We start from the raw sequence: 5326 nt of genomic DNA, 5'->3' as shown, positions 1-5326 counted from the left end.
CCTTATTCCTATTGTGAATTTGCAATTTTTTAATTCAAAAAACAACTATTATTTACACTTTACTGCAGATTCAAACGCATAATACTTATTCTATAGTTCATTTATATCATTGTTTTATTGCTAATACATTGTTAGTAAATATATTATGTGAGTATTTTAGTAAATCAATCAATTACAAAATACTATTATGGAATAATAAGTTCCTGTGCTATTAATATATTGCTATATATCAACAATATAGCTAACGCATAGTTCTGCGAAAACATTGCAAATTTCGTACATTGGTATGCAAACACAAGAGGTGGTGATTAAGCCTCATGTAAAAGTAATGATGAAATCAGATGCTGAGCTTTTAGATGAAGTTGTAGTGGTTGCCTATGGTACTGCAACGAAGAAGTCTTTTACAGGTTCTGCCACTGAAATCAAGGGGGACCGTATTGCTAACAAGAATCCTTCTGAATTATCCAAGGCATTGACCGGTGAAGTCGCTGGTGTGCAAGTTGTGTCAACCAGTGGGCAACCAGGATCTAATGCAAGTATACGTATTCGCGGTTTGGGCTCTGTCAATTCAAGTCGTGCACCGCTATATGTAGTTGACGGTATCCCGTTTGGCTCTGATCTGAGCGGAATTGATCCGTCCGACATTGAAACTACTACAGTATTGAAAGATGCTACTGCCACTGCACTTTATGGTTCAAGAGCTGCAAACGGAGTTATCTTACTTACGACTAAAAAAGGTAAGAAAGGAAAAACTAGAGTCGAAGCAGACGTAAAGTATGGTGTCAACACTCGCTTGATACCGCTCTATGATTCCATGGAAAACCCGGAACGTTTTGTTGAGCTGACATGGGAAGGTATTAAAAACAAATATCAATATGCTGGTGGTCGTGATGAAGCAGCAGCAGCTGCTATGGCTAGTAAGCTTTTGTGGGGGTATGATGATCCTCAGGCCGGTTATCAGAATTCGGGTATTTACAAAGGATATAATATGTGGAACACAGGTGATGTTATCGATCCTGCTACGGGGAAATTTAAAGCAGGCGTTACTCGTAAATACACTCCTGAGAAATGGGACGATTATATTTTCCGTACCGGAGAAAAGTTTGAAGCCAGTGTCAAAATATCCGGTGGTAGCGAAAAGTTGTCACATTACACTTCTTTTGGATATTTAAAAGATGAGGGTTATTATATCGGTTCAGATTTTGAACGTTTTAATGCCCGTTCCAATATGTCTCAGGATATCACTTCGTGGTTGAAATCAAATATCAACATGGCATATAGCTATATGGAAATGAACAAACCTGGACAAGGTGATAATATGAATAATGGTTTCCAGTTTGTAAACTTCATGCCATCTTTGTTCCCTGTGTTTCAGCGTGATGAGAATGGAAACAAAATCAAGGATAATGTAGTTGGTGGATACATGTATGACTATGGTATGGCTGAAGGTTATGGCCGTCCTTATGCTTCAGGTGTAAATCCTGCGGGAGCAATTCAATTGGACAAAAATGAGTATCAATCTCATTCATTCAATGGTAACGCGATGTTTGAAGCGACTTTCTTGAAAGACTTCAAGGCGACGGTTAATATGGGTTTACAATATTTGAGTACAAAAAACAATGAGCTGACGAATCCGTATTATGGTGATGCAGAAGGATTAGGACGTATTTTCAAGAATATGAGTTCATTCTTCAGTTTCACTTCCAATCAGATTCTGGCATGGAAAAAAAGCTATGGTGCACATAATTTAGATGCATTTATTGCCCATGAATCTACCTTCTATAAAATGTCTGATAATTATGGGCAGAAATCAAAAATTGTTCGTCCTAACAATACAGAATGGTCGAATGCCGTAATTATGGATTATATGGATTCTGATAGCTACGGTTTTGATATGGAAAGTTATTTCGGACAAGTACGTTATGACTATAATGACAGGTATTTCCTACATGGAACAGTGAGACGTGATGGTTCTTCTCGCTTTGCTAAAGGACAAAAATGGGGAACTTTTGGCTCAATCGGAGCTGCTTGGGCCATTACGAATGAAGATTTCATGAAAGATATAAAATGGCTAAAAAATCTGAAATACAAATTAAGCTGGGGTGTTTTGGGTAATCAGGATTTTATTACAGACCCGACTATTGCCGGTTACTACCCTTATAACGATTTGTATTCTATCGGTAATCTGAATGATGAAATCAGTTTCAGTTTTAAGTATAAAGGAAACCCTAATTTGACATGGGAACGTAGTGCGACATGGAATACCGGTATTGAATTCAACATTGCTGATATCCTGGAAGGTGAAGTGGAATATTATAAGAAGACCACTAAGGATATGCTATTCCTGAAACAAGTAGCTCCTTCATTGGGATATGCTCAATACCCGGTTAATGATGGTAAGATGGTTAATAAAGGTATAGAGTTCTCATTGACTGCGCATATTATTAAGACTAATGATGTGAACTTTGATATCCGATTAAATGGTGGACATTATATTAATAAGATGACTCAGATGCCAATTGATGATACTACGGGAAAAGAAAAGCCCTTGGAAATACAAGGAGGTTACGGTTGGTCAAAAGGGCATTCTTTATATGATTTCTACATGAGAGAATATGCTGGCGTTGATCCGGAAACTGGTATGGCATTATATAATGCATATTATAATGTGAAGGCCGATGGCACTAAAGACTTAATCACCGATATGGTAACTTATCAGCAAAAGAATAAAATAGAAAAATTAGAAGTTGAGAAGACTTCAAATTACAACGATGCAACAAAAAAATATGTTGATAAGTCGGGCATACCCGCTTTACAAGGTGGTTTTGGATTTGATTTAGCAGTTAAAGGTTTCGAATTGAACGCAACTTTCTCCTATAGTTTAGGTGGGTATGCCTATGATGGAGTGTACGCTACTTTGATGGGAGATAACACCTCCGGAGCAGGAAACTGGCATAATGATATTGAGAAACGTTGGCAGAAACCTGGTGATATTACTGACGTCCCACGTTTAACATCCGGATATGATGAATATTCAAATGCTTCTTCTACCCGTTTCATAACAAGCCGTTCTTATTTGAATTTATCTAATGTAAGATTGGCTTATACTTTCCCTAAAAAGTGGATGAATAAGATGAATATAGGCGCTTTGTCTATCTATGTTTCGGGTGATAACTTATTATTTTTCTCCGCACGTAAAGGTTTTGTTTCCATGGCCGGTAATACAGTAAGTACAGATCCGAATGAAGATTCCGGAAGCTCAGACAGAAGCCAATATGCTCCATTGAGTACTATCATGGGTGGTATTAAGATTCAGTTCTAATTGATTAATTCATAAAAATATGAGAAATATAATATATAAATTAACAGCTTGCTCTGCATTGATAGTTCTGACGCTTTCAAGCTGCAAAGACTCTTTTCTAGAAGAAGATCCCAATGGATATATTTCTTCTGGTCAAATTAAAGAAAATGCGGAATGGAACCCTAATATAATGTTAGGTCAGGCATTGGGTACTTATTCTACTACTTTTGCTTGGAAAACAGGTGGTACAACAAACCACGATGATTTCGGTCAAAAATCTATAGACATCACTACTGACTTAATGAGTGGCGATTTGGCAATGAGTGGTGAAACTTATGGCTGGTTCAGTGATGCTGCTAGACTACAGTGTAATACTACGACAAAAAATAGAGCATATATGCTGTGGAGATACTATTATCGAATTATCAAGGCTTGTAATGAAATATTTGACACAGTAGGGGGAGATGAGAATGTGCCTGAAAATGAAGATAATAAAAATTATTATGCTCAAGCAAAGGCCTTGAGAGCGCATTCCTACTTTAATTTGGTCAACTTATATGCAAAGTCTTATGATATTGATAAAAATGCAAAAGCATTACCACTTTATCGCTCACAGGCAACCGCTGAGACTTTAGGACTTTCAACAGTAGAAGAAATATATGAGCGAGTAATAACTGACTTAAAAGAAGCTGTTGAAATTTTGGAGAATTTGGAGGAAGAAGGTATTGGGCGCCCTAATGGAACAAAAGACCAAATTGATCAATGGACAGCTAAAGGTATTCTCGCCTATGCTTATCTGACAAAAGGAGAATATGAGAATGCAGCTGCAATAACAGCTGATATAATTAAAAATTCGGGGTATCCTTTAATGAGCCAAGCAGAAATTATTGAATCAGGTTTTAGTAGCATCAATATTGGTTCATGGATGTGGGCATTTGATATCACTAAGGATAACACAGCTGGTTTACCTACTTTTTGGGGACAAATTGATTATTTTACCTATAGTTATTGTTCAGCCGGTGATTATAAGATGATAGACAAAAACTTATATAATGAAATTCCCGCGTCGGATACTCGTAAGCAGTGGTTCCATCCTTCTGTGCTAATTAGCTGGTATAAATTCTATGATTCTGGTAGAAAAGCAATGGGGGATCGCACATGGACAAACGATATTGTATATATGCGAGTTGAAGAAATGTATCTGATAAATGCTGAAGCTAATACACGGGCAAATCACTTAACAGAAGCAAGGGCTTCGTTAAAGGCCCTTTTGGATCAACGTGATGAGGAAACGGCCTCCAAAGTAAATGATATGAATGCAGATCAGTTATTGGAGAATATATATTACAATTGGCGTGTTGAGATGTGGGCCGAAGGGCGTGGATTACTTACTCTAAAACGTTTTCATAAATCTATGGTACGTGGTGAAAATAACTATGCATTAACAGGGGAAACAATTTCATTTGAAGATTCCAGACTGATATTTGAAATCCCTGAACGTGAAATTACTAACAATCCTAATCTGCAAAAATAGCAAATAAGTTATTAAATAAGTAGATAAGGCTAAATGAGTTTAGCTTTAATTTGAAAATGAAGTGAATCCTAAAAGTTTTTTGTCTAACTTTTGGGATTCACTTCGCATATTAATATATTCTCTTTTCTTGGACTATTGTTCAAGATATTTGGCTTTCTTATGCTCAAAAGTAAAGGTAAGATAATCAACTCATAGCTTTTCCTTATCTTCCGCCAATAGGAAATCCCGTAGCGAAATTTGTTTGATTCCTTGATAATTTCCCCCACTCTGCATTTCATCCATAGTGATTACATATTTAGGATAATTGTCAGGAATTTCCAGTAGATTACCGAACTCCCGCTGAACGGTTGCTTCATCGAGAAGTATATACGCCACTTGGATATAGATTTTATGATCACCTTTAGAAGCTATAAAATCAATTTCCTTATTCCCATTCTTTCCGACATATACTTCATAACCATACCTTAATAAATCTATGCATACAACATTCT

Annotated in this window: 1 protein-coding gene and 2 pseudogenes; 2 read left to right on the top strand and 1 reads right to left on the bottom strand. The window is 36.7% G+C overall.

Features of this window, described 5'->3' with window-relative positions; translation table 11 throughout:
* Positions 1-250: 250 nt before the first annotated feature.
* Together BHV72_RS06835 and BHV72_RS06830 are read left to right on the top strand one after the other, a co-directional pair.
* Positions 251-3322, top strand: a pseudogene (locus BHV72_RS06835) (SusC/RagA family TonB-linked outer membrane protein); the annotation flags it as partial.
* 19 nt (positions 3323-3341) lie between these two features.
* On the top strand, positions 3342-4835 hold the full coding sequence (locus BHV72_RS06830) for a RagB/SusD family nutrient uptake outer membrane protein (RefSeq protein WP_276921416.1): 1494 nt from the start codon (positions 3342-3344) through the stop codon (positions 4833-4835).
* Between the two features lie 189 nt (positions 4836-5024).
* On the opposite strand, the pseudogene BHV72_RS06825 reads toward BHV72_RS06830, so the two are convergent.
* Positions 5025-5326: pseudogene (locus BHV72_RS06825) on the bottom strand (ATPase); the annotation flags it as partial.

Source organism: Bacteroides sp. 43_46 (genome assembly GCF_001915455.1).
Lineage (GTDB): Bacteria > Bacteroidota > Bacteroidia > Bacteroidales > Bacteroidaceae > Bacteroides > Bacteroides caccae.
This window is presented reverse-complemented; position numbering and strand designations above follow the sequence as displayed.

What these genes read in the sequence shown, in the direction of transcription:
- BHV72_RS06830 (WP_276921416.1), top strand. Translation starts at nt 3,342, where the DNA reads ATGAGAAATATAATATATAAATTAACAGCTTGCTCTGCATTGATAGTT.